At 66.2% G+C, this 26,599-nt stretch carries 25 protein-coding genes; 13 read left to right on the top strand and 12 right to left on the bottom strand.

Annotated elements, in window-relative coordinates; translation table 11 throughout:
- The first annotated feature begins 23 nt into the window (after positions 1 to 23).
- Positions 24 to 1,007: a tripartite tricarboxylate transporter substrate binding protein gene (locus BW39_RS14995; RefSeq protein WP_043822664.1), complete on the top strand. Its 984-nt coding sequence runs from the start codon at positions 24 to 26 to the stop codon at positions 1,005 to 1,007.
- A 43-nt stretch (positions 1,008 to 1,050) separates the two neighbouring features.
- Here BW39_RS14995 and BW39_RS14990 read toward each other — a convergent pair whose 3' ends face one another.
- Complete coding sequence (locus BW39_RS14990) at positions 1,051 to 1,494, bottom strand: hypothetical protein (RefSeq protein ID WP_043822662.1); 444 nt, start codon at positions 1,492 to 1,494, stop codon at positions 1,051 to 1,053.
- A gap of 128 nt (positions 1,495 to 1,622) precedes the next feature.
- On the opposite strand from BW39_RS14990, the gene BW39_RS14985 reads away from it, so the two are divergent.
- The 4 genes from BW39_RS14985 (at position 1,623) to BW39_RS14970 (ending at position 5,282) form a co-directional block, all read left to right on the top strand.
- Positions 1,623 to 1,922: a hypothetical protein gene (locus BW39_RS14985; protein WP_016448111.1), complete on the top strand. Its 300-nt coding sequence runs from the start codon at positions 1,623 to 1,625 to the stop codon at positions 1,920 to 1,922.
- An 82-nt stretch (positions 1,923 to 2,004) separates the two neighbouring features.
- A complete protein-coding gene (locus BW39_RS14980) occupies positions 2,005 to 2,928 on the top strand; it encodes a dioxygenase family protein (RefSeq protein ID WP_043822661.1) in 924 nt (307 codons plus the stop codon).
- A gap of 12 nt (positions 2,929 to 2,940) precedes the next feature.
- On the top strand, positions 2,941 to 4,590 hold the full coding sequence (locus BW39_RS14975; protein WP_043822659.1) for an ATP-binding protein: 1,650 nt from the start codon (positions 2,941 to 2,943) through the stop codon (positions 4,588 to 4,590).
- Positions 4,587 to 5,282, top strand: a complete 696-nt coding sequence (locus BW39_RS14970; protein ID WP_043822656.1) for a response regulator — start codon at positions 4,587 to 4,589, stop codon at positions 5,280 to 5,282. Before BW39_RS14975 ends, BW39_RS14970 begins: the two co-directional genes overlap by 4 nt.
- Positions 5,283 to 5,309: 27 nt before the next feature.
- Here the strand turns inward: BW39_RS14970 and BW39_RS14965 are convergent, their stop codons facing one another.
- On the bottom strand, positions 5,310 to 6,620 hold the full coding sequence (locus BW39_RS14965; RefSeq protein ID WP_043822653.1) for an NtaA/DmoA family FMN-dependent monooxygenase: 1,311 nt from the start codon (positions 6,618 to 6,620) through the stop codon (positions 5,310 to 5,312).
- A gap of 19 nt (positions 6,621 to 6,639) precedes the next feature.
- Positions 6,640 to 8,589 carry a TonB-dependent receptor gene (locus tag BW39_RS14960; RefSeq protein ID WP_235264211.1) on the bottom strand — a complete coding sequence of 650 codons (1,950 nt, stop codon included), beginning with the start codon at positions 8,587 to 8,589 and terminating at the stop codon, positions 6,640 to 6,642.
- Positions 8,590 to 8,947: 358 nt separating this feature from the next.
- Between BW39_RS14960 and BW39_RS14955 the strand changes: the two genes are divergently transcribed.
- Positions 8,948 to 9,739 carry an IclR family transcriptional regulator gene (locus tag BW39_RS14955; RefSeq protein WP_012204987.1) on the top strand — a complete coding sequence of 264 codons (792 nt, stop codon included), beginning with the start codon at positions 8,948 to 8,950 and terminating at the stop codon, positions 9,737 to 9,739.
- 30 nt (positions 9,740 to 9,769) lie between these two features.
- On the opposite strand, the gene BW39_RS14950 is transcribed toward BW39_RS14955, so the two are convergent.
- Entirely contained in the window at positions 9,770 to 10,585 is an 816-nt protein-coding gene (locus BW39_RS14950; protein ID WP_043822650.1) for an ABC transporter ATP-binding protein, read from the bottom strand.
- A gap of 119 nt (positions 10,586 to 10,704) precedes the next feature.
- On the opposite strand from BW39_RS14950, the gene fepB reads away from it, so the two are divergent.
- From fepB to BW39_RS14935, 3 genes are read left to right on the top strand one after another with little or no spacing between them, the layout of a single operon-like run.
- Complete coding sequence (gene fepB, locus BW39_RS14945; protein ID WP_043822648.1) at positions 10,705 to 11,706, top strand: Fe2+-enterobactin ABC transporter substrate-binding protein; 1,002 nt, start codon at positions 10,705 to 10,707, stop codon at positions 11,704 to 11,706.
- Positions 11,707 to 11,709: 3 nt separating this feature from the next.
- Entirely contained in the window at positions 11,710 to 12,786 is a 1,077-nt protein-coding gene (locus BW39_RS14940) for a FecCD family ABC transporter permease (RefSeq protein ID WP_043822646.1), read from the top strand.
- On the top strand, positions 12,783 to 13,823 hold the full coding sequence (locus tag BW39_RS14935) for a FecCD family ABC transporter permease (RefSeq protein WP_043822645.1): 1,041 nt from the start codon (positions 12,783 to 12,785) through the stop codon (positions 13,821 to 13,823). Before BW39_RS14940 ends, BW39_RS14935 begins: the two co-directional genes overlap by 4 nt.
- A gap of 46 nt (positions 13,824 to 13,869) precedes the next feature.
- Here BW39_RS14935 and BW39_RS14930 read toward each other — a convergent pair whose 3' ends face one another.
- The 3 genes from BW39_RS14930 to BW39_RS14925 all read right to left on the bottom strand — a co-directional run bounded on the left by BW39_RS14930 (position 13,870) and on the right by BW39_RS14925 (position 16,459).
- Positions 13,870 to 14,241 carry a hypothetical protein gene (locus tag BW39_RS14930; RefSeq protein WP_043822643.1) on the bottom strand — a complete coding sequence of 124 codons (372 nt, stop codon included), beginning with the start codon at positions 14,239 to 14,241 and terminating at the stop codon, positions 13,870 to 13,872.
- Between the two features lie 325 nt (positions 14,242 to 14,566).
- A complete protein-coding gene (locus BW39_RS31050) occupies positions 14,567 to 15,862 on the bottom strand; it encodes a hypothetical protein (protein WP_141441623.1) in 1,296 nt (431 codons plus the stop codon).
- A 195-nt stretch (positions 15,863 to 16,057) separates the two neighbouring features.
- A complete protein-coding gene (locus BW39_RS14925) occupies positions 16,058 to 16,459 on the bottom strand; it encodes a hypothetical protein (protein WP_043822698.1) in 402 nt (133 codons plus the stop codon).
- A 332-nt stretch (positions 16,460 to 16,791) separates the two neighbouring features.
- Here BW39_RS14925 and BW39_RS14920 point away from each other — a divergent pair, with 332 nt between their 5' ends.
- Complete coding sequence (locus BW39_RS14920; RefSeq protein WP_043822641.1) at positions 16,792 to 17,412, top strand: hypothetical protein; 621 nt, start codon at positions 16,792 to 16,794, stop codon at positions 17,410 to 17,412.
- A gap of 35 nt (positions 17,413 to 17,447) precedes the next feature.
- On the opposite strand, the gene BW39_RS14915 is transcribed toward BW39_RS14920, so the two are convergent.
- Positions 17,448 to 18,383, bottom strand: coding sequence for a LysR family transcriptional regulator (locus BW39_RS14915; RefSeq protein ID WP_043822640.1), 936 nt, complete (start codon positions 18,381 to 18,383; stop codon positions 17,448 to 17,450).
- A 132-nt stretch (positions 18,384 to 18,515) separates the two neighbouring features.
- Here BW39_RS14915 and BW39_RS14910 point away from each other — a divergent pair, with 132 nt between their 5' ends.
- From BW39_RS14910 to BW39_RS14900, 3 genes are all read left to right on the top strand, one after another.
- Positions 18,516 to 19,475, top strand: coding sequence for an alpha/beta fold hydrolase (locus BW39_RS14910; RefSeq protein WP_043822638.1), 960 nt, complete (start codon positions 18,516 to 18,518; stop codon positions 19,473 to 19,475).
- 79 nt (positions 19,476 to 19,554) lie between these two features.
- The gene (locus BW39_RS14905) at positions 19,555 to 20,559 is read left to right on the top strand and encodes a tripartite tricarboxylate transporter substrate binding protein BugE (protein WP_012205002.1); all 1,005 of its coding nucleotides are present in this window, start codon (positions 19,555 to 19,557) and stop codon (positions 20,557 to 20,559) included.
- Between the two features lie 163 nt (positions 20,560 to 20,722).
- Positions 20,723 to 21,637, top strand: coding sequence for a LysR family transcriptional regulator (locus BW39_RS14900; RefSeq protein WP_043822636.1), 915 nt, complete (start codon positions 20,723 to 20,725; stop codon positions 21,635 to 21,637).
- Between the two features lie 20 nt (positions 21,638 to 21,657).
- On the opposite strand, the gene BW39_RS14895 is transcribed toward BW39_RS14900, so the two are convergent.
- From BW39_RS14895 to BW39_RS14880, 4 genes are all read right to left on the bottom strand, one after another.
- Entirely contained in the window at positions 21,658 to 22,635 is a 978-nt protein-coding gene (locus BW39_RS14895) for a Bug family tripartite tricarboxylate transporter substrate binding protein (protein ID WP_043822634.1), read from the bottom strand.
- Between the two features lie 33 nt (positions 22,636 to 22,668).
- The gene (locus tag BW39_RS14890; protein WP_043822632.1) at positions 22,669 to 24,174 is read right to left on the bottom strand and encodes an acyl-CoA synthetase; all 1,506 of its coding nucleotides are present in this window, start codon (positions 24,172 to 24,174) and stop codon (positions 22,669 to 22,671) included.
- On the bottom strand, positions 24,171 to 25,076 hold the full coding sequence (locus tag BW39_RS14885; protein WP_043822631.1) for an SDR family oxidoreductase: 906 nt from the start codon (positions 25,074 to 25,076) through the stop codon (positions 24,171 to 24,173). Before BW39_RS14885 ends, BW39_RS14890 begins: the two co-directional genes overlap by 4 nt.
- Positions 25,077 to 25,554: 478 nt before the next feature.
- Positions 25,555 to 26,547 (bottom strand): Bug family tripartite tricarboxylate transporter substrate binding protein, encoded by a 993-nt coding sequence (locus BW39_RS14880; RefSeq protein WP_012204371.1) that lies wholly within the window; start codon positions 26,545 to 26,547, stop codon positions 25,555 to 25,557.
- Between the last annotated feature and the right edge of the window lie 52 nt (positions 26,548 to 26,599).

Below are 26,599 nucleotides of genomic sequence, written 5' to 3'. Positions count from 1 at the left end.
CAACACAAAAAGGAGACAACCCCATGCACTCGTCCCATCCCTTCCGCCGCCGCACCCTGCTGGCCCTGGCCGGCGCATCGCTGGGGGCCGCTGCCCTGGGCGTGCGCGCCCAAAATGGCACGCCGCTGCGCGTCATCCTGCCCGTGGGGGCAGGCTCGGGCGCCGACACCATCGTGCGCTCGGCCCAGACCGCGCTGGTGCGCTCGCTGGGCGGCCAGCCCGTGGTCATGGAGAACCTGCCGGGTGCGGGCGGCATCACGGGAACGCAGATGCTGGTCAAGGCGCCGGCCGATGGCAACACCATCGCCTTCATCTCCAACAACCACGCCGTCAACCCCAGCGTCTTCAAGAAGCTGCCCTACGACAGCCTGGCCGACATCACGCCGCTGTCCATCGTCGGCGGTTCGCCCTTCGTGCTGGTCGTCCACCCCAAGGTGGCGGCGCGCAATGCGCGCGAACTGCAGGCGCTCATGAAGGCGCGGCCCGGCGACCTCAACTACGCCTCGTCCGGCAACGGCACCATCTTCCACCTCGCGGCCGAAGTCTTTCTGGACGCGGCCGGCACCACGGCACGCCACATTCCCTACAAGGGCGTCGGCCAGATGGTGGTGGACCTGCTCAGCGGGCAGGTGGACTTCGGCGTGATCGCCGTGGGCACGGCGCAGGCGCACCTCAGATCCGGCGCGCTGCGTGCCATCGGCATCATGGGCCGCGAGCGCGTGGCATCGCTGCCCGATGTGCCCACCGTGGCAGAGCAGGGCTTTCCCAGCGTGGACATCGCCGGCTGGGTGGCCGCCATAGGCCCCAAGGGCATGCCGCCCGCCCAGGTGCGCCGCCTGCACGACGGCATCGCCACCGCCTTTGCCGACCCCGAGGTCAAGGCCGGCTTTGCACGGCGCGACGAATACACCGTGCTCAACAGCCCCGAGGCGGCAGCCCAGTTCCTGCGCTCCGAACAGGAGCGCTTTGCGCGCCTGGTCAAGAAGGCCAATGTCACGCTGGAATAAAAACTCGGCCCTCTGACTGCTAAAGACAATGCTGGGGCTGTGATCAGCGGGGCGGAGTGGGTGCTGTTGCCGCTGGATCTGCAGCCTGTTGGCCGGACGACATCAACGCCTCCAGCCCGCTTCTCGGGAAGACCGGGCTGTAGTTCACCTGGATCTCGGAGAGCTTGTCATTCACCCGCGTCGTCATGAAATAGCGCGGCATGCCGAATCCCACTTTCATCACCAGACCGCGAAGCTCGGAGAGGGCGCCGACCTTCACATCGGGATCGACCAGCACGGCAATGCGTGCCGTGCTTTTGGCATCGGGGGCAGCGATCAGCTTCTTGGAGAGTGTGTTTCTCAACTGAGCCGGACTGACCCGCTGGCCATCCAGGCTGTACGGGCGATCATTGCCGCTTGCCGCATGCATTTCGATCACGGTCAGATCTGCAGCAAGAGCGGGTGGGCCGAGCAGGGCGGCCAGCAGCAGGAATCTTGTTGGTTTCATGGTTCTGTTGTGCGATGCAGAGCTTGTTGACTCACTCGCTCTGTGAGCTTGTACCAGCTCGTCCCCACTTCTCCCAATTTCCCCCCAGATTGGTCGCAAGAATTCCTTGGCAACTCCAGGAAAAGACCATGATTGATTTCTCGCAAACCAACGCTTCACGCATTCGCCCGGCCCTGGTGCTGGCTGTGGCGGCCTTCGCGGCGGCCTGCAGCCATGCGCAGGGCCACGGGGGGCACGGCAATCCGCCGTCGCCGCCGCCCGAGGCCTATACGGCCTGCCAGGGCAAGGCCGAGGGTGACAGCGTGACCCTGACCATGCCCGATGGCAAGACGCTGGCCGGCACCTGCCGCAGCCTGAACGGGCAGCTGGTGGCCATGCCGGCTGGCGGGCCCGGCGCAGGCGGGCCGCCGCCCCATCCGCAGCAGTGATCGCGTGGCCCGGCGGGCCACGCCGCCGGGCTGTCTGCAACCCCACGGGCCTGCGCACAGGCCCTCATGAAAAGCCATCCCCATGAACCACTCTCACGATGCCGATGATCTTGCCCACGACCTGGGCCTTCAGCACGATCTGCAAGTCATGGCGCGCCGCCTGTCCGAGCGCCGCCGCCTGTTGGGCCTGATGGCTGCCGGTGGCGCTGCCGCGCTCTTGTCCGCCTGCGGTGGTGGCGGAGGTGATTCCGGTGATTCGACAGGGACCGGCACAGGAACCGGGACAGGAACGGGCACCGACACGGGCACTGGTACGGGCACGGGGACTGGAACCACGACCGGCACCTGCATGGTCGATCCCACGGAAACCGAGGGCCCTTACCCCGCCGACGGCTCCAACGGCTCGCGCGGCAGCCTGGTCAATGTGCTGTCGCAAAGCGGCGTGGTGCGCAGCGACCTGCGCAGCAGCTTTGGCGGCATGAACGGCACGGCTGCGGGCCTGCCGCTGACGCTCAAGATCACCCTGGTCAACGTCGGCACCAACTGCAGCCCGCTGGAAGGCTATGCCATCTACCTGTGGCATTGCACCCGCGAGGGCGAGTATTCGCTGTACTCCACCGACCTGCTCAACCAGAACTTCCTGCGCGGCGTGCAGGCGACGGACAGCAATGGCGAATGCACCTTTGTGACCATCTTCCCGGGCTGCTATGACGGGCGTTGGCCGCACATGCACTTCGAGGTGTTCCGCAGCATCAACACGGCCGGCAGCTACACCAACAAGCTGCTGACCTCGCAGATGGCCATGCCCAAGGACGTGGCCAGCGCCGTCTATGCCGGTGTCAGCGGCTACAGCGCCAGCGTCTCCAACCTGTCGCGGGTCAGCGTGACATCGGACAATGTCTTCGGCGACAACACCAGCGAGCAGATCGCCTGGCAGACGCCCACCTTCACCGGAGACACCACCAATGGCCACACCGCCACGATTTCCATCGGCATTGCCGTCTGACGCAGCAACTGAATGAGCCTCCGCCTCCCACGCCTGAAGCTGCAGCACAAGGCCTTCTTCGCCCTGGCCGTGCTGCTGGTGGCCCTGCTGCTGGTGTTTCTCGGCTTCTCCCGCCTGGGGCTGCAGCGGGGCCTGGGCCCGTACATGGCCGAGGTGGAGCTGACCGGCATGGACGGGCTGGCCGAGCGGCTGATCCAGCACCATGAGCAAAACGGCGGCTGGGATGCGGCGCGCGCCAACCCCGGTTTCTGGCGCGACATGGTGCGCCCGGGCGCAGGCATGGGCCGGGGCCTTCCTGCGGGCGAGCCCGGGCCACGGCCACCCATGCCCATGCCCATGCCCATGCCGGAGCCGAGGCCTGGTTTTGAGGGAAGCCACGGTCCGGGGCCGGGCCCGGAGTTTCCGCCGCCACCTGGGCCGGAAGGCGGAGAGCCTGCCGATCGATCAGATCGATCAGAGCGCTCCGACCGTACAGACCGCCCAGACCGCCCTGGCCCGCCGCCAGACCGCCCGTTCGGCGGCCCGTGGGCGCGCGTGGGCCTGCTGGATGCCCAGGGCCAGCTCATCTCCGGCATGGCGCCGCAGCCCGGTGCGGCGCACCGCGTTCTGCGCGCCGCCAATGGGCAGGCCATTGGCGAGATCGTGCTGTCCCCCGTGCAGACCGGGCAGGGCATGCAGCGCGACCTGGACCGCGCCTTCCTCGCGCAGCAGATGGACTTCGTGGCCTGGACCGGGTTGGCCGGCCTGCTGTTGGCGCTGCTGCTGTCGGCCTGGCTCACGCGGCGCTGGCTGGAGCCGCTGACCGCCTTTGTCGACGGCCTGCGCGGCATTGCGGCCGGGCGGCTGGACACGCGCGTGGCCATCAAGGGCGATGCGGAGCTGGCCCGCCTTGCGGAAACCTTCAACGACATGGCCGTGCAACTGGCCACCATGGAGGCCTCGCGCCAGCGCTGGCTGGCCGACGTGGCGCATGAGCTGCGCACACCGCTGTCCACCATGCGCGCCGAGGTCGAGGCCGTGCAGGACGGCGTGCTGCCGCTGGACGACCGCATGGCGCTGCGCCTGCACCGGCAGATCATGCGGCTGATACGGCTGGTCAGCGACCTGCGCGTGAGCCTGGACGACCCGCAGGCCCTGCACGGCTCGGGCCATGTGCCCGTGCATGTGCTGACCCTGCTGGGCGAGGCGCTGGACGGCGCGCGGCCCGGCTTCGAGCAGGTCGGCATTGGCCTGGACCGCTCCACCGTGGACCAGCTGGCCGCGCGCATTCCGCCGCCGCTGGTGCAGGGCGACCCGCACCGGCTGCACCAGGTGTTTGCCAACCTGCTGGAAAACAGCCTGCGCTACACGGCTGCGGGCGGGCAGCTGCAGGTGTCTGCCGAAATTGTCCAGATGCAGGACCGCAGCATGCTGCAGCTGTGCTGGGACGACACGGCTCCCGGCGTGGCCAGCCCGCACCTGCCGCGCCTGTTCGATCGCCTCTATCGCGTGGACGCCTCCCGCGTGCGCGACGGCGACGGCCTGGGCGGCTCCGGCCTGGGGCTGGCCATCTGCCGCACCATCGTCCAGGCCCATGGCGGCAGCATCGAGGCCGCCGCCTCGCCGCTCGGCGGCCTGCGCATCACGCTGTGGCTGCCCTTGCTGGAAAATCCCGCGCCATGAAGCCTGCCCGCATCCTCCTGGTCGAAGACGAGACCGACATGGCCGCCATCGTCATCGACTACCTGCGCCATGCAGGCTACGAAGTCGAGCACATCCGCCACGGGCGCGAGGCGCTGGACCGCATGCTGCGCTCCCCGCCCGACCTCACTTTGCTGGACATCATGCTGCCGGGGCTGGACGGCCTGGACATCCTGCGCCAGTTCCGCCCCCACAGCGCCAGCCCCGTCATCCTGCTCACCGCGCGTGTCGAGGAAATGGACCGCCTGCTGGGCCTGGAGCTGGGCGCGGACGACTACATCTGCAAGCCCTTCGCCCCGCGCGAAGTCGTGGCCCGCGTCAAGGCCGTGCTGCGCCGCAGTGCCGGCCCCGGCCCTGCCCAGCAACGCCTGACGCTGCTGCCCGAGCAGGGTCGCGCCATGCTCAACGGCAGCGTGCTGCCGCTGACCAAGCGGGAGCTGACCTTGCTGCAGGCCCTGATGCGCCAGCCCGGCCGCCTGTACTCGCGCGCGCAGCTGCTGGAGCTGGCCTGCGCCGACACGCTGGACGTGAACGAACGCGCCATCGACAGCCACATCAAGAACCTGCGCAAGAAACTCAAGGCGGCGGACGACCGCCATGAGTGGATTCGCTCCGTCTATGGCGTGGGCTTTGCGTTCGAGCCCGATGGCGGTTCCGACACGCGGGCGCAGTGAAGGCCAGGCGAGGGCAGGGCGCAGCCCCTACCTCGACTCGTCGAGGTGCTCCATGAACGTGGTGCCCGTGTAGCGGGAGCGGAACAGGCCGGCCTCCACCAGGCGCGGCACCAGCTGCTCCAGCACGCGGTGCAGGGACTCGACGGAGCCGCCGGGCGCGGCCAGAAAGCCGTCGATGGCGCCGGCGGCGCTCCACTGGGTGATCTGCGCCACGGCATCGTCCACCGTGCCGACCACCTGCCAGTGCGCGGCGGAGAGGATTTCCGGCCGCAGCAGCAGCTCGTCGATGCGCAATGACTCGCGCTCCATCAGGCGCCTGAGCAGGCCCGCATGCGTGCGGCTGGACGGGGTTGCCACGGGCGGCGGAAGGTCGGCTGCGGTGATCGGCCGGTCTGCGGGCCAGTCCGTCAGGTCCAGGCCGACCATGGCCTTGATCGACGCCAGCTTGCGGTCCCTGTCCACCCGGCCGTGCGTCTGCTGGAACATCTCCCGGGCCTGCTCGCGGGTGTCGGCCAGGTACAGGCTCAGGCCGGGCAGCAGGCGCACATCCCGCGCCTGGCGGCCATGGCGCTGGGCGCGCCGAGACAGGTCCCGGCGCAGCTCCAGCGCCGCGTCCAGGTCCGGCGTGGGCGCGAAGACAATGTCTGCCACCGATGCGGCAAAGTCGCGCCCGGTGCTGGACGCGCCCGCCTGCACCAGCGGAATGCGCGGGCCGCCGAACTCCGGCAGGTTCAGCGGGCCGCGCACCTTCAGGTGCGGTCCCTCGTGGTCTATGGGGTGGACCAGCGAGGCATCGGCATAGCGGCCGCTGTGCCGGTCGATCTTCAATGCCTCGTTGGGGAAGCTGGCCCACAGCCGGCGCACCACGTCGGTGAACTCTGCGGCCCGCGCATAGCGTTCTTCGGCATCGGGCATGGCCTGCAGCCCGAAGTTCTCGTGGCCCTGCAGGGCCGTGACGATGTTCCACCCGGCGCGGCCGTTGCTGATCCAGTGCAGCGATTGCAGCTGGCGCGCCACCGCATAGGGCGGGAAAAACGTGGTCGATACCGTGGACACCAGGCCGATGCGCGAGGTCTCGCGCGCCAGCGCGGCCATCAGCACCGTGGGGTCCAGGCTGGCGAAGCCCGCGCCCGTCTCCAGCGCCTCCATGGGCAGAAAGCTCACGTCCGGGCGGAAGACGAAGTCCAGGTGCGCAGCCTCGGCGCGCCGGGCCAGGTCCAGGGCGAAGTCGCTGGAGTACAGCCCTTCGATATTGCTGCCGGGCCGCCGCCAGGCGTCGCCGCTCAGCCAGGTGGGGGCCAGCGAAAGGCCGATGTGCAGGGGTTTGCGGGTTGTCATGTCTGGTGCCATTCCCATCTCAGAACGTTCCCCGCACGCCCACGCCGATCATGCGCGGCGCGGTCATGCTGGCCTCGATGCCGCCGATGCCGCGGTTTTGCTGCAGGTACGTCGGTGCGCGCCTGTCGAAGACGTTCTTGATGTAGCCGTACAGCTGCACGCGCGCGCTGTAGGCATAGGTCATGCGCAGGTCGGCAATGGTGTTGGAGCCGACCGCATAGGCGCGGGTGTTGGCGGTATCGGAGTAGTAGCCGTCCAGGTGGCGCACCTGGCCGGAGACATTGAACCGGGGGCTGGCGTCCCAGCTCACGCCCAGGCTCAGGTTGTAGCCGGGCGAGCGGGCGAAGCGGTTGTGCTCATAGCCGGGGTTGCTGCCCATCTCCTCGATGCGGGTGCGCAGCACGCCCACGCCGGCCTTGATCCGCAGGTTGTCCAGCGCGCGGTAGTCGGCGCCCAGCTCGAGGCCGTAGGCATGGGCCTTCTCCGCGTTGATGGTGTAGGACTGGGCCACGCCCGGGGAGATGACCACGGGGATGTTGTACTGCGCATCCCGCATGTCCATGTAGAACAGGTTGGTGTTGAGCATCAGCCGGTCATCGAGCAGGCTGGCGCGGCTGAACAGTTCGTAGTTCCAGATCGACTCTTTCTTGAAATAGGCCCATTGCCGGCTGGTGAGGTTCAGCGACACGCCGCCCGGGTTGTAGCCCCGGCTGACCAGCGCGCCCACGGTCCAGCGCGGTGTGGCGGCATAGGCCAGGGACAGCTTGGGCAGCAGTGCCGAGAAGGTTTTCGTGTAGTCGAGGGCGGTGGGTGCCAGCACCGAAGTGCCGGTGCGCACCACCTCGTCCTGCTGGTAGCGCAGGCCGCTGGTCAGGGTCCAGCGGTCGGCCAGGCGCCAGTTCAGCTCGCCGAAGACGCCCAGGTTTTTCTTCGTGTCGTCGAAGGCGGACAGGCCGCGCAGCAGCAGGCTTTCGTCCGTGCCGGTGCGCGCGTAGTAGACGCCGCCGAAGCCGCTCAGGCGGTCCTTGTCGCTGCCCACCAGGGCGCGGAACTCATTGGAGACATTGTTCTGGCGGATATCGGCATCGCCCTCGCCGGGAATGCCCGTGTATCGCTGCACGGACGAGCGCGAATACTGGGACTGGTTGACCAGCCGCACGCCGTTGCCCAGCTCGTAGCTGAGGTCGAGGATGCCGGTGTCGGTCTTCTGCTTCCAGCTGGGCATGGTCGTCGTCCAGTGCTCCAGCGCGTTGAACGGAGCGGACGCCGCCTCCTGGCTGGGGCGGTTGCTGTCGTTGTGGGAATAGGTGAACTTGGCCTCCAGGCCCGGAATGCGGCTGGGCAGCCACAGGAACTTCATGCGTGCATTCAGCGCGCGGAAATCCTGATCGGCCTGGCCCCGCTGGAACTGCGGATTGGTGTAGTCGATGAAGGTATCGCGCCCCGAGTAGTCCACGGCCAGTCGCGCGGCCAGCTCCTCGCCCACGGGGCCGGAGACGGCGATGGACGCACGCCGCGAGTGGTAGTCGCCCGCCTCCAGCTGGTAGGCCCCTTCGCGCTTGAAGCTGGGGTCCTTGGTGTTCACGACGATGGCGCCCGCAATGGCATTGGCACCCTGCGAGGTGGTCTGCGGGCCGCGGAACACCTCGATGCTCTCCACATCCCAGACCGAGGTCGCGCCAAAGAACATCTCGTTGTAGTTGAGGTAGTGCCCATCCAGGTTGATGGTGGCGCGCGGCACCGTGCCGCCCCAGAAGACGTTCTGGCCGTTGTTGGGGCCCTGTGTGTCCTGCCCGCGGATGATGGGCGCGCCCACCGTGTCGGTGTAGACCACGTTGGGCACGTCGTGCAGCACCTCGTGGACCGAGGCATTGCCGGACTCCTGCCGGGCCAGGTCCTTGCCGGCCTTGACCGACACGGAGGAGGCCGTGTCCTTGAGTTCGCGCCTGACCTTTTCTCCGCTGACCACGACCGCTTCAAGCGCGTTGGATTCCCCCCCGGAACCCGACGCGCCCTGTGCGAAGGCGCCGGCCGGCGCCATCAGGGTAGAGAGTGCGATGGCGCCCGCCCGGGACGGGAGCCTGCGATGGAAACACAGCTTCACAGCATCTTCCTTTGATGAGAATGATTCGTATTTTTCAAAGGTCGCCATCATGCATTGAAATTCCACAGTAGGGAATGCATTCCCACATGCGGAAGAAAAAAACAGCGGCGAAATGGTGTGCGCGCACCCGTGCAGAGCCTTCGGCAGAGCCGGTATCATCGACACCGGCGGCGCTCGCGCCCCCACCTGCGATGCGCCTGGTACAGGCAAGAAAGCCCAGCCCTTGAAAACAACAACACCTCAGACGACAGCCGGCGAGAAGCGCTCCGGCACCATCCAGTCCGTCTCCATCGCCACCCGGTTTCTCATGGTCCTGGCCAATGCCGAAAGCGAGCTGGCGCTGGGCGAGGTGGCCCGGCGAACGGGAACGGGGGGCTCCACGGCCCACCGCTACCTGCAAAGCCTCGTCAAGGAAGGCCTGGCCAAGCAGGACCCGGCCAGCGGCCTGTATGACCTGGGCAGCGCGGCGCTGAGCATCGGCATTGGCGCGCTCAAGCGTGTGGATGCGGTGGAGATTGCGGCGCAGCGCATGAAGGCGCTGACGCACAGCCATGCGCTCAGCGGCGGCGTCGCCATCTGGACCGACCGGGGGCCCACCCTGGTGCGCTGGTACCGCAGCGCCTACTTCTCGATCAACCCGCTGGCGCTGGGCGACATCCTGCCCATAGACAACACCGCCTGCGGCCTGGTGTTCCAGGCCTTCCTGCCCAAGGCCACCATCGACGCCGCACGGCGCCAGCAGCCCGCCCATTTCCGTGGCAAGCCGCCGGCCAAGGCCGTGCTCGACGAAGTGCGCGAGCGCTGCTGGTCCGAGATGACCAGCCACCTGCTGTCCAACGTCACGGGCCAGGCGGCGCCGGTGTTCGATGCGCAGCATGAAATCGTCTGCGCGGTCACCACCGTCTCGGACCTGGGCCAGCTCAAGTCGCCGCAAGACCGGGTCGCGCTGTTCCGCGAGGCCAGCCTGATCAACCAGTCCACGGGCGGGCGGGCCTTCAGCGCAGATTCGCCTTGAAAGCCGCGCCGGGAAAAATGCCCGGGCGCCTCAGTTCCCCGCGGCGCGCTCCATGGCTTTCACGGCCCTGCGCCCCCTGGGCACCACCAGGGGCGTCCCCGACACGGGGTCCGCAATGATCACGGCCGGCAGGCCGAACACTTCCTGCACCAACTGCTCCGTGAAGATCGCCCCGGGCGCGCCCTGCGCGGCAATGCGCCCGTCGCGCATGGCGATCAGGTGCGAGGCATAGCGGCACGCCTGGTTGAGGTCGTGCAGCACCGCAACCACCGTGCGGCCGGCGTCGTTGAGATCCGCCAGCAGCTCCATCAGCTCGATCTGGTGGGCGATGTCGAGGAACGTCGTGGGCTCGTCCAGCAGCAGGATCGGCGTCTGCTGCGCCAGCACCATCGCAATCCACACCCGCTGGCGCTGGCCGCCTGACAGCTCGTCCAGCAGGCGGTCTGACAGTGCTGCCACATCGGTGGCCTGCATGGCCTCGGCCACGGCCTGCTCATCCGCGTCCGTCCACTGCCTCAGGAAGGATTGATGGGGGTAGCGCCCCCGCGCCACCAGGTCCGCCACCGTGATGCCCTCGGGCGCCATCGCGCTTTGCGGCAGCAGGCCCAGGCGCCGCGCCACCTCCTTGGCGGGAAATTGCGAGATGTGCTGGCCATCGAGGATGACCTGCCCGGCCACCGGCACCAGCAGCCGCGACAGCGCGCGCAGCAGGGTGGACTTGCCGCAGGCGTTCGGACCCACGATGACGGTGAAGGAGCCATCGGGAATGGCAAGGGACAGGCCCTGCGAAATCGTGCGCTCGCCGTAGCGCAGCGTCACCGCATCAGCACTCAGGCGCTGCGTCATGGCCGGTCATTTCCCACAATCGATAGGTCCTTCGGTGTTTGCAATGTGGAATGAATTCTACAATACGGAATACGCTGAAGACGCCGCCCTGGCGCCCGGCCCCGTCGCTTCGGATCGAGATGAACAGACTCAAACTTGCCGCCCTGGGCGCGGCCGCCGCACTGGCCGTGCTGGCCTGTTTCGCATGGTTTCCACGCGCCGCCGTTCCCGTGGCGGGCGCCGCACCGCATATGTCGGATACACCGCATGCGTCGCATGCATCGGGTACGCCGGCTGCAGCACACGCAGACCATGCACCGCTGCCCCGGCGCATCGTCTCCACCTCGCCCAGCGTGACCGGCATCCTGCTGGCCATCGATGCGCCGGTCGTTGCGACCGCCGCGACCACGCCCAGCCGCATGACCGACGACAAGGGCTTTTTCTCGCAATGGGCCGCCGTTGCTGACAAGCGCGGCGTGCAGGTGCTCTACCGCAACCTGCAATTCGACATCGAGGCCGCCATCGGCGCCAGCCCCGACCTGCTGGTGGCCTCCGCCACCGGAGCCGACAGCGTGGCCCAGCACCGCACCGAACTGCAGGCGCAGGGCGTGCCCATGGTCGTGGTCGACTACTCCAGCCAGTCCTGGCAGGACATCGCCACCGAGCTGGGCCGCATCACGGGCCATGCGAAGCAGGCCGCCGCAGCCATTGCCCGCTTCGATGCCCATGTGGCGCAGACCGCCGCCTCCATCACGCCACCGGCCCAGCCCGTCAGCATCGTCGCCTACAACCTGGCCGGCAGCTACTCCATAGGCCGCGCCGCCAGCCCCCATGCGCGGCTGCTGGCTGCACTGGGCTTCAAGGTGGAGGGCCTGCCGCCCGCGCTGGCCGCCCAGGTCACACGCGCCTCGGACTTCGAATTCATCTCCCGCGAGAATCTCTCGGCCGCCATCACCGGCGACTCCGTCTTCCTGCTCGGCGCCTCGCAGGGCGATGTGCAGGCCTTCCTGGACGATCCGCTGCTGGCCAACCTGCCCGCCGTTGCCGGCCGGCGCGTCTATCCGCTGGGCCCGACCTCGTTTCGCATCGACTACTACTCGGGGCAGCAGATGGTCGACGCCGTGGCAAGCCATTTCCGCTGAGCCATGCGTGCACGGCTCCAAGGCGCGGCGGCGCGGCCTGCCCAGCGCTCCTGTTTGCGCTCCTCCTCGCGGTCCTCCCGGCACTGCAGGCGTTGGCTGGGCCTTGCAGGCGGGCTGCTGGCGCTGGCCATCATCGCCGTGCTCGGCATCACCGTCGGCTCGCGCGACATTGCGCTGGCCGACATCCTCGGCGCGCTGCGGGCTCCGGACCTGCGTGATGACCAGCACCTGATCGTCAGCCTGCTGCGCATGCCCCGCACCGTGGTGGCCATCTTGGCCGGCATGGCGCTGGGCGTGGCCGGCGCGCTCATGCAGGCCGTCACCCGCAATCCCCTGGCGGAGCCGGGCCTGCTGGGCGTCAACGCGGGTGCGGCGCTGGCCGTGCTCATCGGCATGACGGCCTTCGGCCTGACGTCCGTGCTCCAGTACGTCTGGTGCGCCTTTGCCGGCGCGGGGCTGGCGGGCGCCGCCGTCTTCGCGTTCGGCCAGTCCCGGGGCGCGGGCGCGCACCCGGTGCGCCTGGTCCTGGCCGGGGCCGGCCTGTCGGTCATGCTCACCTCCAGCGCCGGCATCATCCTGCTCAACGCGCCCCCGGAAGTCTTTGACGGCTTCCGCCACTGGGCGGCCGGTTCCCTGGAGGGCAGCGGCTATGCCAGCGCCGCCGTGCTGGCGGCCGCCGTGGCGGCGGGGCTGGCGGCGGCCTGGGCCATCGTCGGCCAGCTCAACGCCATGGCGCTGGGGCATGACGTGGGCCTGGCGCTGGGTGTCAATGTGCGCGCCACCGCGCAACTGGCCTGCCTTGCGGTCATGCTGCTGGCCGGGGCGGCCACGGCGGCCGTGGGGCCCATCGCCTTCGTCGGCCTGGTGGCACCGCATCTGGCACGCCTCTCGTGCGGGCCGGACTACCGCTGGATACTGCCGCTGTCCGCGCTCTACGCGGCGGTGCTGCTGCTGGGTGCCGATGTGCTGGGCCGCGTCGTCGCGGCACCTGCCGAAGTGGCTGCGGGCATCGTCGCCTGCCTGATCGGCGGGCCGTTCTTTGTCTGGGTGGCGTGCAGATACCGGTTGAGCAGGCTATGAAGACCTCCGTGAACACATCGGTTGTGCGCTGGGGAGCCTGTTCGTTTCTCTGGCGGCCCAGGCCGCTGGCCGTGGGCATGGCGCTGGTCGTGCTGGCCCTGGTGCTGGGTGTGCTGCTGCTGGGCACGGGAACCCTGTCCCTCAGCCCCGCCGAAGCGCTCGACAGCCTGCTGGGCACGGGCTCCAACCCCGCAGCAGAGCGCATCGTGCAGCGGGTGCGGCTGCCGCGTGTCCTCACGGCCGTCTTCGTGGGCGCGTCGCTTGGCATGGCGGGTGCCATCTTCCAGTCCATCTCCCGCAACGCGCTGGGCTCGCCGGACGTGATCGGCTTCACCACCGGCGCGGCCAGCGGGGCGATTGCGCTCATCGTGCTCGGTGACGCCGGGCCGCTGTGGACATCGCTGGCCGCCGTGCTGTCGGGCATGGCCACGGCGGCGGTCGTGCTTGCGCTGTCCGGGGGCCGGCGTGCTGGCGGCGGCTACCGGCTGGTGCTGGTGGGCATAGGCGTGGGAGCCACGCTCTCGGGCCTGAACACCATCTTGCTGGTCATGGGGGACCTGGACCGGGCCGTCGCCGCGCAGCGCTGGCTGGCCGGCTCGCTCAGCGCGCGGACCTGGGCGCATGTCGTACCCGCCGCGCTGGGCTTCATCGCCATCGTGCCCGTCGTGCTGTGGTGCGCCCGCCGCATCAACCTGCTGGAACTGGGCGACGATGCCGCCACCCAGCTCGGCGTCAACGTGCCGCGCACGCGGCTCACCATGGTGATGGCTGCCGTGGCCCTGACCGCCATCGCCACGGCAGCGGCGGGGCCCATCGCCTTCATCGCGCTGGCCGCGCCCCAGGTGGCCAGGCGCCTGGGCCTGTCGCCCGACGTGCCCCTGTTCACGGCGGCAGCCATGGGCGCCGTTCTGCTGCTGGCGGCCGACATGCTCAGCCAGTGGGCACCCGTGCGCCTGCATCTGCCCATCGGGTTGGTAACGGGGCTGCTGGGCGGGGTGTATCTGCTGTGGCTGCTGTTTCGCACACGCAAGGGATAGACGGCCGTGCAGGGTGCAACGGGGCGCAGACCCAGTACCTGTGGGACTACCTGACGCCGCGCGCCACCCCAGGCCCCGCCACGGTGTACACATGCCCGGCCTCTTCGGCAGCCACCTTGGCCGCCTCGTTGCGGCGCACCTCTGCCTGGTCCTCGTACTCGCAGTTCATCACCCGGGCTTCACTGCCCGCGAACTCCGCCAGCGATTCAGCGCTGTTGCGAATGGTCACCAGCGCCTGCGCCACCACGTCCAGCCGCTGATGGCCTTCGGGGATCTCCAGCCAGGCCAGCGCCAGCTGGGCCAGGGCGGAAACTTCGGCACAGCCTTGCTGCACGAAGCGGTCCATTTCGTGCAGCGCTGTTGCGAGCTTCTGGGTCTGGGTGTTTTCGGGGGGAGGGGATGGGGGGATGTGCTTCATGGGTTCGACTCTCCACGAAGCATTCCATTGGCATCTGACATTGCATCTCCTTCAGAAAGAGATGATGCTTGCCGGTTTTTCGGGACGCAGATACTACGAGTTGCGTAGCTGATTGGCAGGGCGTTCAAGAAGATGGGGGGCTGTCGGATGGGTCTGAGGCGGGTGCCGACCAGTTTGTGGTTGGCGCACGGGTCAATCACTATGAATTGGGGAATTGGAAGCCAGGTTTGCTGGTTGTGAATATCCTTGTGGCAGCTCTCAAGATTTTCATTCATGAATGAATAAGTCATCAATTGAAAAATGAATGTGTTTTAGAAGTCTAAAGTTATAGATATAAAACTTCATCCTTTAAGGTTTGTGTTGCATTTTCTTGAATATTGTCATTTGTTTCGATTGGTTCTATATCATCCTCATGTACAAGCTTTTCGACCGCTTCCCAAATATGGCTAGGTAGTGAAAGTAATGCTATGCTTGAAGTTCGGAAGAATGATCTAGCTTGATCATCCCAAAAATCGTCTCCTGCCTGTTGATGAAGTTCGATCAGAGATAATTGAGTATATACAAATAGAATACCATCTGAATTATGCTCGTCGGTGACTCTCCAGTCTACTGTCCATTTCATATTGGGCGTTAGTGCATCAAGCTCTTTCTTTAATTTTGCTTTTAGCGAGACGCATCCTTCGTCGCTTAAGGGAAGGCCAGTCCACGCGCCGAATCCGACTGATAATTCAGGTATTCCTTCGATGTGAGGAGAGAGTTGATAAGCGGAAGAAGCCAATACACCACACCATAGAACGAAAGAGCTTTCATGGGCTCTTATTCCATTGGATGTCATAGATATTCCAAAGAATTGGGGTTCATTGAAATCTCCCGAAACTCCCCCGCGTGGCACACGGAAAGAGCGCCATGCTTGGTCGTGAGTTAGGGAGATTAATTCTTTTCTGGCAATTGCGGCGATTCCTCTTAGGCCATTTTGCAAACGCTGAAATGCTGGCAAGGCAATAATATCGCTTAATATGATTCGTGTTCCTGTCATTTCATGTTCCTCTAGAAATTCAATTAGATTTTTTGTCCAGTAATTAAAGATTTCGGTAGAATTTTTAGCGTCTTTAATGTTTGCGGGAAGTCGATTTTTTAGCCAGTGATGAACTGAACTCCAAGTGATGGTTGGATTGCGCCAATTTGCCGGGGAAACTGTGTGTTGCGTAATAAGAATTATTCCTCCGTTTTTTTTATTCTGGCGATGCTGAAAATCACTGTATAGATCTAGTTGACTGATAGATCCATTGTCGTCTTCATGATTGGTAAAGGCGGCGGTAATTTTATTTTCTATGATGAGAAAAAAATCATCACTTTGTCCAACAATATCTGGACGCTTGCCAGTTCCTCTGTAGCCTGGGCCGATTACATACTGCGTGCTCCAACGTATATTTTGCTCGTGTTTGTCAATTGATAAATTCTTGTCGAAATTTATCTTGAATAAATCCATCAATACGAAATTGAGCGTGCCTGCCTGACCAGCAAGGCGCAGCCATTCGCAAAAAACCTCGGTTAAAAAATCTTCGGTTGGAGAGCGTTGCTCCGTAGATTGATATGCGTGGAGCTTTGAAAAAATAGCCATTTAATAGGGTTTATTGTAATTAAACTTCATAAATTCATAGAGTCTATTAAAAAGTGTATTAATTAATGCTAAATCATTATTCATGTGTTATTGGTAATTTTATATTATGGAGTTTGAGTTAAATGATTTGGAATGAATTTTTAAGGATGTATTATTAGTGCTAGCTAAAGCACAATTCTTCACAAAACCTAATTCTCACCCAAACAACCCCCCCTCATCCAACAACTCAAACGCCACCTCCGGCGTCTTCTCCATCCCCCGCCGAATCGCCGCAGGAATCGCCTGCCGCGTCTTGCTGCACAGCCCGCGCATGGACAGGACCTCGATCTGTATGCCGCGCACGGTGCGCACTTCGCTGGCGCCGGGCTCGATGCGCACGCGGATGCCGAGCTGCTCATACATGCGCTGCTCCACATGGCGCAGGTCCTGCAGGCTGGTGATCTGCTCCAGCCGGTGTAGCAGGCGCTTTTCCTCTTCCCTGGTGAGTCGCAGGATGCGCTGGTCGGCCATGGAGTCAGCGAGCAGGGCATCGTGCTCGCAGATGCAGGCGCCCGGAGGGCAGGGGACTCGGATCGGAATCTGAACAGGAAAGCTCATCGATGCCCAAGGAAGATCCGCCCCGGCCGGGGCGGTGCAGGCCATGCTAGTTCAAGGCTGCAGCGGGGCCAAGGGGAAAGTCCTGGGCAGCTTCCATCTCTGCAATGTGGCCTGCCTGATGCCGCAGGGTGCGGAGGGCGGGGCAGCGATTCGGTGTGTCTGCGTGGCCGAATGCAGGCTTTGAGAAGCAGCTGTTTGGCAAGGTGATGAAGGGATGCAATCCGAAGTGGGAATCCGCATCGTCCATTGCGCGAATGATTCAAATGCAACTGATAAGATGCCCGCGCCCAAGTCGGGCATGAATGAATCAATTGAATAAGGGAGCGGAACACATGAAGAAGCTGATCATTGCAATGGCCGTTGCGCAGATGGCATTGGGCGTTGCCGCCGCACCTGTGGCCAATCGCGACAGTGCGATAAAGGCGTGCCTCAAGACATTCCCCGAAGCGGCTTCTCCCGTGGACGACAAGATGCGAACGTTTGCACAGGACGATCGCATCAATCTTGAGTTCAACTACATGGGCGCAAAGCTGGTGTGCTCCGTGGGCAAGACCAGTGCTGAGGTGGAAGAGGCCAGCGTGATGGGGCGCAAGTTCTCAAAGGCTGATTTGAAATCCTCGCAGGAAAAGCGCCAATCCAATGAACAGGCAGTTGGCCAGATCGCCGCTGGCAATTGGAAGAGCTTCGTGGCAAACGCGAAGATCAGTACATCCAAGAAGCTCCAGAATCCCCAGTCTGCACGCTTCAAGGACTTGTTTATCAGCAACGTGGATGAACAGCCCACGCTGTGCGGAAAAATTGATGGCAAGAATGAAGCCGGTGCCTATTCCGGCTATCGCGCTTTCTATTCGAATGCTGCCAGTACGCTGGTGGCCGCAGAGACTGGCCAAAGCCCGATGTTCAAGGCGATGGTGGATGAGTTCTGCAGCTCTAAATTCGCAGACGCTGAGTAACGTGAAGGTCGAACGCTACGGGTCAGACTGACTGCTCACGACTTCTGACTCCTCCCATAAAGATTCTCCAACCCCGCCCACACCCTGCGCGTGAGCGGCTTGCTCTGCGCCGCAGGCCGGCGGTAGAGCCGCACGTTGATGGGCACGTCCTTGTCGGGCCCGGCCGCGCGGGCCAGGCGGCCCTCGGTCAGGTCGGTCTTGACCAGGGTGAGCGGCAGCCAGGCCAGGCCCAGGCCCTGGTGGACCATGGCGTGCAGGGAGTCGGCGAGGTCGGCCTCGTAGACGGTGCGCAGGCGCGTGGTGTCGCACAGCTCGTGCAGGTGGCTGCGCAGGATCTTGCCCAGGGACATGCTTTGCGCGTAGTCCAGGTAGGGCACCAGCGGGCCGCCGCCGTGGGCGGGCAGGGCGTACTTGGGCAACTGCGGGACCAGAGGGATGCTGACGGGGATCAGCGTGTCCTGGCCCACGGGCAGCCAGGCCAGGTGGTGGCCCTGCAGGCTGCCTTCGATGGCAGGCTGGGCGTGGCACATGAGCAGGTCCACCTTGCCCTGCAGCAGCATTTCCACGCCGTAGTCCAGGCTGGTGGTGACCACTTTCCAGCACAGCTGGGGCATGGCCTGGTTGAGGGCGGTGATGATGCCCGGCAGGACGGTGTGCGACAGCGTGCGGCCCGCCGCGATGGTGACGGTTTCATCGCGCGTGCGATGCGGGCGCTGCAGCAGGCCGTGGGTCTGCTCCAGGATGCCCAGCACTTCATGGGCCGAGGCCAGCAGCGTCTTGCCTGCGGCCGTGAGCGTGGTGGACTGGTGGCCGCGCTCGACCAGGGGCGTGCCCGCCCATTCCTCCAGCGCGCGGATGCGGCGGCCAAAGGCGGGATGGGTGATGTGGCGGCGCTCGGCGGCCTTGTAGAGGCTGCCGGTGTCGGCCAGGGCCTGCAGGTCCTGCAGCAGTTTGAGGTTGAGTTCGTGCATGGGTAGGGTGGGTGCAGGGCTGTGCTGATCCGGCACAGCGCCGCCGCAATCGGCACAGCACCAAGGCGGGGCATGCCTAGCATGGCGGCATGCGAGAGAAGCCCTGTTATGCCTGAAGTTTGCCTCAGGAAGATGCAAAGCCATTTCATTGGCGGTGCGCAGCGCACGGTGCGGGATCTGCCGATCCAGCACAGGGAAGTGGTGCGCAACGGCGGCGAGCGGCCGCTGGACATGAATGGCAGCTATGCCGTGGGCCAGATGTACGCCATGGAGTACCGGCTTGCGCGTCCGCGCAGCCCGTTGCCGGTGCTGCTGTGGCACGGCGGCGGCATGACCGGGGCGCAGTGGGAGTCCACGCCCGATGGCCGCCAGGGCTGGCTGTGGCGCCTGCTGGAGGCGGGCCATGACGTGGTGGTCTGCGATGCCGTGGAGCGCGGCCGCGCGGGCTGGGCGATGTTCCCCGAGATCTATGCCGAGGCGCCCGTGTTCCGCAGTGCCGAGGAGGCATGGACGCTGTTTCGCATAGGCCATGGCGCGCCTTCGGGCGACGGTGTGGGCGAGCCCTTCGTTGGCCAGCGGTTTCCGCATGAGAATTTTGGCGCCCTGGTGCGGCAGATGGTGCCGCGCTGGCTGGGGCATGAGGCCATGGCCATGGCGGCCTATGACGCGCTGCTGGAGCAGTTCGGCCCTTGCGTGGTGATGGGCCACAGCCAGGGCGGTGGCTTTGCCGCGCATGCGGCCATCCGCAAGCCGCACCTGGTGCGTGCCGTGGTGGGCGTGGAGCCTACGGGCATGCCGGTGGTGCAGCAGGAGCAACAGGGGCAGGAGGGGGCGGATGCCTTCGCGCCTGCCTCGGCCATCCCGCACCTGGCGGTGTGGGGCGACCATTTCGCGCACAGCCCGCAGTGGCAGAAGTACCGCGCGCAGACCGATGTGTATTGGCAGCTGCTGCGCCGCCTGGGCGGCCGCGCCGAGGTGCTGGACCTGCCGACCGCAGGCATCACCGGCAATTCGCATTTCTGCATGCTGGACACCAATGGCGACGAGGTGCTGGGCCGGGTGCTGGCCTGGCTGGAGCGCCTGGGCCGATGACTGGCGGGTTACTGGCGGGTCACTGGCCGATGACTGGCCGATGCTGGTCCCGAAGAATTTCAACGAGGAGAAAAATCTCATGCAACGCCGCAATTTCATGATCCGCAGCCTGTCTGCAACCACGGCGGCCCTGGCCCTGGGCGCCCTGGCGCCCGCGCAGTCGGCCCTGGCGGCCGATGCCGGCTGGCCCACGGCCGAGCCCATCCGCCTGATCGTTCCGTTCCCGCCCGGCGGCACGGCCGATGTGGTGAACCGCCTGTTCGCGCAGCAGCTGGGCAAGGTGCTGGGCGCCTCGGTGATCGTGGAGAACAAGGCCGGTGCCGGTGGCTCGCTGGGCACGCGCTTCGTGGCCGATGCCAAGCCGGACGGCTATACGCTGCTGGGCGCCACGTCCAGCACGCACGGCACGAATCCGGCCGTCTACACCAAGCTGCCCTATGACGCGGTGAAGGACTTCACGCCCATCACCCAGGTGATCACGGTGCCGGGCGTGCTCAGCGTGCATCCCTCGGTCAAGGCGGCGAATCTGAAGGAGTTGATCGCGCTGGCCAAGGCGCAGCCGGGGCATCTGTCGTATGCGTCCTCGGGCGCGGGCGGTCTGGGTCATCTGGCCATGGAGCTGTTCAAGGCCAAGGCGGGCGTGCAGATCATGCATGTGCCCTACCGTGGCGCGGGCCCGGCCTTCACCGATCTGATCGGCGGCCAGGTGTCCATGCTGTGGGAGCCGCTGCCGGCCTCGCTGCCGCACATCAAGTCCGGCAAGATCCGCCCGCTGGCCGTGGCCACGGCCCAGCGCAGCAGCGAGCTGCCCGATGTGCCGACCTTTGCCGAGTCCGGCGTGCCCGGCTACGCCGTGCAGGCCTGGAACGGCCTGCTGGCGCCCAAGGGCCTGCCCAAGGACATCCGCGACAAGCTGCACAAGGCCAGCGTGCAGGCCCTGGCCGATCCGCAACTGCGCCAGCGCCTGGCGGAGCTGGGCGGCACGGTGGTGGCCAATACGCCGGAGCAGTTCGGCGCGGTGATCCTCAAGGATGTGACGACCTGGAAGCAGGTGGCCTCTTCGTCGCAGATCAGCCTGGACTGATGCGGCGGGCACCGGGGAAAGCCCTGTGTCCCGGCGCCCACGGGTGGCGGGGCCAGGCGTCGTGACGGTGCCATAGTCCGGGGGTGGCGGTCCGGGCGCGTTGCCTGCGGCCGCGAACAAGGCCGCGAACAAGGCGGCCCGCCTGACCTGCCGCTCTCAAGCCATGGACATCAACCTCATCCGCAATTTCGTAGAGATCGTGGACGCGCGCAGCCTCAGCGCTGCGGCGCGCAAGCGCGACATCACGCGCTCCAAGGTGAGCAAGGAGCTCAAGGCGCTGGAGACGGCGCTGGGCGTGACCCTGCTGCACCGCACCACGCGCAGCTTTTTGCTGACGGCGGCGGGCGAGGTGCTGTACGAGCATGGGCGCAGCATCATCCAGGAGGTGGAGGCGGCGCAGGGCTCCATTGACGCGCTGCAGCATGTGGTGACGGGCTCGGTGCGGCTGAGCATTCCCACGGGCCTGGGCGAGCTGTACCTGGCCGACATGCTGCTGGCGTTCCAGAAGCGGCACCCGCAGGTGCGCATCCGCGTGCTGTTCTCCAACCGGGTGAGCGATCCCATGAGCGCCCAGGTGGATGTGGCCGTGCGCGTGGCACGCGACGTGCAGGAGCACCTGGTGGCGCGCGACCTGGGGCCGGTGGGCTTTGGCCTGTATGCCAGCAGTGCCTATGCCAAGGCGCGGCCGTTCCATGACCCTGCCGAGATTCCCCACGGCGTGCTGCTGACGCCGCCCGGCGATGGCAAGACCTATGCCGTCTCGGTGAAAAAGGGGCAGCAGGAGATTGCGCTCAAGTGCGAGCCCTGCATCACCAGCGAGCATTTCCCCTTCCTCAAGCAGTCCATGCTCCGGGGCAGCGGCGTGGCCACCTTGCCCAACTACATGGTGATGGACGAGCTGCGATCGGGCGCGGTGCAGCGCGTGTGCCCGGACTGGACGGTGTCCGGCCTGGGCGACAGGCTGTACATCATCACGGCCGAGGACCGGCGGCCCTCGCATGCCGTCAAGGTGATGACCGAGTTCCTCAGGGCCAGCCTGCTGCGCTTCGTAGAGCAGGCCGGGGAGCCCGGCCCTTAGCGCCTCGGTTCACCAGTTCTTCAGTTTTCCAGCACAATCGCGTTGTCCGCGATCACCTTGCGCCACATCTGGCCGTCTGCGGCCAGGAAGTCGTCGAGCTGGGCCTGGGTCTGGGGCTTTCTGGCGGCCAGGGTCTGGTTGCCCAGGGCGCTGGCGAACTCGGGGTTGAGCATGACCTTGTTGACGGCGGCCTGCAGGGTGTTGCGCGCGTCCGCTGGCGTGCCTGCGGGCACGGCAATGCCGAACCAGGTGGAGGCCCTGAAGCCCGGCACGCCCGATTCAGCAATGGTGGGCGTCTGCGGCAGGAACTGCGAGCGCTCGGGCCCGGTGGTGGCAATGGCCACCAGCTTGCCGGCCTTGATGTGGGGCAGGGAGGTGCCGGCCACGTCCACCATGAGCTGGGTGTCGTTGGCCATGAGGGCGGTCAGGGCCGGGGCGCTGCCGTTGAAGGGAATGTGGGTGGCGGCCACGTCCAGGCGGGACTTGATCAGCTCGGTGGTCAGCTGCAGCGGGTTGCCCAGGCCGACCGAGCTGTAGTTGAGCTTGCCCGCGTGGGCCTTGGAGTAGGCCTTGAGGTCGGCCACGTTTTTGATGCCGGTCTGGCTGTTGGTGACCAGCACCAGCGGGGCCTCGGCCAGGATGTTGGTGAGCTTCAGCTCCCGGTCGGGGTTGTAGCTCAGCTTCTTGTAGAGCAGGGGGTTGAGCACCATGCTGGCATTGCTGGCCAGCAGCAGGGTGTAGCCGTCGGCCGGCGAGCGCGCCACGGCCGAGGCGGCAATCATGGTGTTGGCGCCCGGCCGGTTCTCCACGACCACGGACTGCTTGAGCTCCGTGGACAGGTGCGTGGCCAGGGTGCGGGCGAGCACGTCGACCGAGCCGCCCGGCGCATACGGGGCGATGAGCTTGATGGGCTTGCTGGGGTAGTCGGACTGGGCGAACCCGGGGGCTGCGGCTGCGGTGGCCGCAGCGGCAAGCAGCAATGCAATGGCCTTGTTCATGCGTTGTCTCCTTCTCTTTCGGTGTTGGCGGGTTCAGATCTTGCGCTGCGTCGCGCCCCAGTGGGCGTCGCGCAGCTTTCTTTTGGCGATCTTTCCGTTGTCGTCGCGGGGCAGGCGCTGGAAGACGAAGCTGCGCGGCAGCTTGTAGGCCGCCAGCCGGCCGCGCAGCCATTCTTTCAGTTCCGCTTCGGGCAGTGTGCCTGACTGGCCGGGCTCGACCAGGGCCAGCAGCCGTTCGCCGTACTCGGCATCGGGCACGCCGATGACGGCGCAGTCTGCTATGCCGGGGTGCTTGAGCAGCTCGTTCTCTATCTCGGCCGGGTAGATGTTCACGCCGCCGGAGATCACCATGTCCGAGTCGCGGTCGCAGACGTAGAGAAAGCCTTCCTCGTCCAGGTAGCCCATGTCGCCCAGGGTGATCAGGCCGCCCTGGTCCATCTTGCGGCGGGCCTCTTCGTTGCCCTTGTAGGTGAAGTCGGCATAGGCGGGCTGGCGCACGTAGATCAGGCCCACCTCGCCCGTGGGCAGGCCCTGGCCCTGCCTGTCGAGGATGCGGACTTCGGCGTCCTGCAGCGGCAGGCCCGCGCTGCCCGGGTGGGTGAGGGCGTCGGCCGAGCCGATGAAGGTGACCAGGCCCGACTCGCTGGAGGCATAGGTCTCGTTGATGATGGGCCCCATCCACTCGATCATGGCCTTCTTGACCTCGGGCGCGCAGGGCGAGCCGGTGGAGGCGATGAAGCGCAGCGAGGAGATGTTGTAGCGCTCGCGCACTTCGCGCGGCAGCCTGAGCAGGCGCACGTACATGATGGGCACCATGTAGGCCGTGTCGATGCGGTGCTCCTGCACCAGCTGCAGGAAGCGCTCGGGGTCGAAGCGCTGCTCCAGCACCACCAGCTCGCTGAGCATGAGCGCGTTCTGGAAGTACAGGCTGGGCGCGCTGTGGTAGATGGGCGCGGTCAGCAGGGTGCGCGCGCCGGGCTGCAGGCCGTAGGCGGTGGCGATCAGCGCCTGGTTCACGGCCAGGCGCCGGGGCAGTTCCTCCACGGGAAACGCCTTGCGCAGCACGCCCTTGGGGCGGCCCGTGGTGCCCGATGTATAGGCCATGTGGCCGCGCGGCGCGACCAGCGGGCCGTCGTAGGGTGCCTGGGCGGCCAGCCAGGTTTCGTAGTCCTGCTCCGGCTCGCGTGCGTGGGCGACGCGCCGGGGCAGGTCCGCATAGAGTTCGCCCTTGAGGCCGTCGAGCAGGTCCTGGCTGGTGATGAGGGCGCGGGCGCCGCTGTCGGCCAGGATGTAGTCGATCTCCGTGGCCGTGAAATGCCAGTTGATGGGGCAGTAGTAGATGCCCGCAATGCGGCAGGCATGGACCACGTCGGCGTATTCGATGCCGTTGCGCAGGAAGACGGCCAGCACGTCGCCTTCGGCCAGGCCCAGGCTGCGCAGGCCCTGGGCCAGCTGGCGGCCGCGCTGCTGCTGGGCGGCCCCGGTCAGCGTGCGCTGTTCGAAGACCAGGGTGGAGTGGGGCGTGGCGGCGGTGCTCATGTGGGCGTGGCCTCCTGCTCCCCATCGTTGACGTTGGGCTGGTTGGCGGCCTTGGCCATCTGCCGGGCGCGCGCCCAGTCGGCATCGTCCCAGGCCTGGTATTCGGTGAAGTAGGCGCCGTTGGCCAGGGCGTCGCCGCCGTCCAGCGTGATGGTCTGGCCGTTGAGCCAGGTGTTGCCCGGGGCCAGGATGAAGGCGGCCATGTTGCCGATGTCCTCGCCCGTGCCCAGGCGGCGCGTGGGGTTGTCCAGGCGGCGGCGGTCGGCCGAGTCCTCGTTGCCGTCGATTCTGGGGCGCAGGCGCTGGCTGGCGCCCTGGGTGGGAATCACGCCCGGCGCAATCGCGTTGAACCGTATGCGCTTGGGACCCCATTCCACGGCCAGCGATTTGGTCATGGCGTCCAGCCCGGCCTTGGACATGGCCGAGGGCACGACGAAGGGCGAACCCGTGTCCACCCAGGTGACGACGATGGACAGCACCGAGCCCGGCAGCCCTTCGGCGATCCAGCGGCGGCCCACGGCCTGGGTGACGTAGAAGGTGCCCCGGAAGACGATGTCCGATATGGCATGGAAGCCGTTGATGCTCAGGTCCTCGGTGCGGCTGACGAAGTTGCCGGCCGCGTTGTTGACCAGGCCGGTCAGCGGGCCGTGTTCGGCCCAGATGCGGTCGATGACGGTGTGCACGGCCTCGGGCTGGCGAATGTCGAGTTCATGCGCAAAGGCCTGCGCGCCCGTGTCGTTGTTCAGCATCTCGCAGGCCTGCTGCACCACGGAGCGCCGCCGGCCGCACAGGTGCAGCTCGGCACCCAGCTCCGCCAGCTTGGCCGCCATGGCCAGGCCGAGCCCCGTGCCGCCCCCGGTGATCAGGACGCGCTGGCCCTGGAATAGATTGGCTTCGAACATGCTTGTCTCCTTTTGCTTTCACTCTAGGGAGACAGGGGCGGCTGGCAAAGGAGGGTGGTGGAACGCGGTTGGTTCCGTGGTGGAAACAATGGGCTTGTGATTTGGGGCTGTGACCGCGGCTTGTCAGCGAGTGCAGGGGGCTCATCTCCCCCTGCCGGGTGGTTGTTTTTCGAGGCCGGGTCTCGGCCCGGCGGCCGACTGCCCTTTCTTGATTCGCCAAGAAAGGTCAGATCAAAGAAGGCGACCCGAATGCCTGCGACCCTCCGCTTCGCTGCGGGCAACCTGCGTCGTGGCGGTTGCGGGGTTCGCCGTGAAACTCACTTCGCGCTGCGCGCTACGTTCAGACAATCACGGCGAGTCAGATCACGAAGCAAGCCTGTCCTTCGGCAGGCTTGCAACCCCGCAACCGCCACGCCGCAGGCGCTGACATACGGGGAGTTGGCTCGGGCCTTCGCTTCGCTCGGCCCGCTGGTTTTGATCAGCCCTCTGCTGTGAATCCCACGCGCTTGACGATGGGGCCCCATTTGGCGAGTTCGGACTGCAGCAGCGCGGCCAGTTCGGCGGGGGTGGAGGATTGGGCGTCCAGGCCGAAGGTGGCCAGGCTGTCCACCACGTCGGGCGTGGCCAGGGCCTTGCGCATGTGGCCGTTCAGGCGCTGCACGGTCTCGGCGGGGGTCTTGGCAGGCACGAAGAAGGCGAACCATTCGCTGTGCGCCATGTCCTTGTAGCCCTGCTCCACCAGCGTGGGCACCTGGGGTGCGAAGCGGCTGCGCTTGGCGCCGCTGACGCCCAGGATGCGCATCTTGCCGCCGGCCAGGTGCTGCAGCATGTCGCCCACGGGGCCGCAGACGGCGGAGACGTTGCCGCCCAGCATGTCCAGCAGCGCGGGCTGGGTGCCGCGGTAGCCGGCGTGCTTGAAGTCCACGCCGGCATGCTGGCCCAGCAGGGCGCCGATGAAGTGCGGGGTGGAGCCGGGAGCGGGCGAGCCGAAGTTGGCGCCTGCGGGGTTGGCCTTGGCCCAGGCGAAGAATTCGGGCACCGTGGTCACGCTGGCGGGCACAGCGGGGCCGACGGCAAAGCCGAAGTCGAAGATGCAGCCCACGGTGACTGGCGCCAGGTCGGCCACCGGGTCATAGGGCAGCTTCTTGTAGATGTGCGGGTAGATGGACAGCATGGACGTGGGCGTCTGCAGCAGGGTGGCGCCGTCTGCGGGCCGGCCCTTGACGTAGCTGATGGCGATCTGCCCGCCCGCGCCCGTGCGGTTTTCCACCACGGCGGTCTTGGCATAGCCCGACAGCTTGGTGCCCACGCGGCGGCAGATGGCGTCCGAGGTGCCTCCGGCCGCGAAGCCGGTGATGATGTTCAGGGTCTCGATGGGGCCCTGGGCCTGCGCCCAGGCCTGCTGGCCCAGGCTGGCCAGCAGCGCACCCGCTCCAGCGGTGCCCAGCCATTGGCGGCGGTCGATGTTCATGCGTATGTCTCCGGTTGAAATTGAAACTCTGAAAAAACAGTGGGGGAACAGC

It is taken from the genome of Delftia sp. RIT313 (assembly GCF_000632165.1).
In the GTDB taxonomy this organism is placed as follows: domain Bacteria; phylum Pseudomonadota; class Gammaproteobacteria; order Burkholderiales; family Burkholderiaceae_C; genus Comamonas; species Comamonas acidovorans.
This window is presented reverse-complemented; position numbering and strand designations above follow the sequence as displayed.

Coding starts and splice junctions, on each gene's coding strand:
- BW39_RS14930 (WP_043822643.1), bottom strand. CDS start 14,241: ATGAAGCACATCCCCCCATCCCCTCCCCCCGAAAACACCCAGACCCAG.
- BW39_RS14880 (WP_012204371.1), bottom strand. CDS start 26,547: ATGAACATCGACCGCCGCCAATGGCTGGGCACCGCTGGAGCGGGTGCG.
- BW39_RS14980 (WP_043822661.1), top strand. CDS start 2,005: ATGAACCACTCTCACGATGCCGATGATCTTGCCCACGACCTGGGCCTT.
- BW39_RS14915 (WP_043822640.1), bottom strand. CDS start 18,383: ATGCACGAACTCAACCTCAAACTGCTGCAGGACCTGCAGGCCCTGGCC.
- BW39_RS14970 (WP_043822656.1), top strand. CDS start 4,587: ATGAAGCCTGCCCGCATCCTCCTGGTCGAAGACGAGACCGACATGGCC.
- BW39_RS14900 (WP_043822636.1), top strand. CDS start 20,723: ATGGACATCAACCTCATCCGCAATTTCGTAGAGATCGTGGACGCGCGC.
- BW39_RS14990 (WP_043822662.1), bottom strand. CDS start 1,494: ATGAAACCAACAAGATTCCTGCTGCTGGCCGCCCTGCTCGGCCCACCC.
- BW39_RS14940 (WP_043822646.1), top strand. CDS start 11,710: ATGCGTGCACGGCTCCAAGGCGCGGCGGCGCGGCCTGCCCAGCGCTCC.
- BW39_RS14975 (WP_043822659.1), top strand. CDS start 2,941: ATGAGCCTCCGCCTCCCACGCCTGAAGCTGCAGCACAAGGCCTTCTTC.
- BW39_RS14905 (WP_012205002.1), top strand. CDS start 19,555: ATGCAACGCCGCAATTTCATGATCCGCAGCCTGTCTGCAACCACGGCG.
- BW39_RS14985 (WP_016448111.1), top strand. CDS start 1,623: ATGATTGATTTCTCGCAAACCAACGCTTCACGCATTCGCCCGGCCCTG.
- BW39_RS14950 (WP_043822650.1), bottom strand. CDS start 10,585: ATGACGCAGCGCCTGAGTGCTGATGCGGTGACGCTGCGCTACGGCGAG.
- BW39_RS14995 (WP_043822664.1), top strand. CDS start 24: ATGCACTCGTCCCATCCCTTCCGCCGCCGCACCCTGCTGGCCCTGGCC.
- BW39_RS14895 (WP_043822634.1), bottom strand. CDS start 22,635: ATGAACAAGGCCATTGCATTGCTGCTTGCCGCTGCGGCCACCGCAGCC.
- BW39_RS14890 (WP_043822632.1), bottom strand. CDS start 24,174: ATGAGCACCGCCGCCACGCCCCACTCCACCCTGGTCTTCGAACAGCGC.
- BW39_RS14910 (WP_043822638.1), top strand. CDS start 18,516: ATGCAAAGCCATTTCATTGGCGGTGCGCAGCGCACGGTGCGGGATCTG.
- BW39_RS14965 (WP_043822653.1), bottom strand. CDS start 6,620: ATGACAACCCGCAAACCCCTGCACATCGGCCTTTCGCTGGCCCCCACC.
- fepB (WP_043822648.1), top strand. CDS start 10,705: ATGAACAGACTCAAACTTGCCGCCCTGGGCGCGGCCGCCGCACTGGCC.
- BW39_RS14885 (WP_043822631.1), bottom strand. CDS start 25,076: ATGTTCGAAGCCAATCTATTCCAGGGCCAGCGCGTCCTGATCACCGGG.
- BW39_RS14920 (WP_043822641.1), top strand. CDS start 16,792: ATGAAGAAGCTGATCATTGCAATGGCCGTTGCGCAGATGGCATTGGGC.
- BW39_RS31050 (WP_141441623.1), bottom strand. CDS start 15,862: ATGGCTATTTTTTCAAAGCTCCACGCATATCAATCTACGGAGCAACGC.
- BW39_RS14925 (WP_043822698.1), bottom strand. CDS start 16,459: ATGAGCTTTCCTGTTCAGATTCCGATCCGAGTCCCCTGCCCTCCGGGC.
- BW39_RS14935 (WP_043822645.1), top strand. CDS start 12,783: ATGAAGACCTCCGTGAACACATCGGTTGTGCGCTGGGGAGCCTGTTCG.